Below are 306 nucleotides of genomic sequence, written 5' to 3' on the forward strand. Positions count from 1 at the left end.
TGGAGCGGGAAACGAGACTCGAACTCGCGACCCCGACCTTGGCAAGGTCGTGCTCTACCAACTGAGCTATTCCCGCATAATCTTCGTCTTTCGAACCGCTACTGCGTTGGCTGCCTTCACTCGCCTGAGTCACTTACTTCAGTAAGCTCCTGAGGACTCATTCAGTTGCCGCCTTGTCGCAATTCGAAATCCTGCGATTGGTGGTCTGTACTTAACAAGTACTTTCAAATTTGGAGCGGGAAACGAGACTCGAACTCGCGACCCCGACCTTGGCAAGGTCGTGCTCTACCAACTGAGCTATTCCCG

Annotated in this window: 1 tRNA gene; it reads right to left on the reverse strand. The window is 53.3% G+C overall.

Annotation, left to right across the window (positions count from 1 at the left end):
* A tRNA-Gly gene (locus NA624_RS23035) sits at positions 1 to 76 on the reverse strand.
* Positions 77 to 306 lie beyond the last annotated feature (230 nt).

This window comes from Salmonella sp. NW38, from assembly GCF_051807745.1.
Classification (GTDB): domain Bacteria; phylum Pseudomonadota; class Gammaproteobacteria; order Enterobacterales; family Enterobacteriaceae; genus Salmonella; species Salmonella enterica.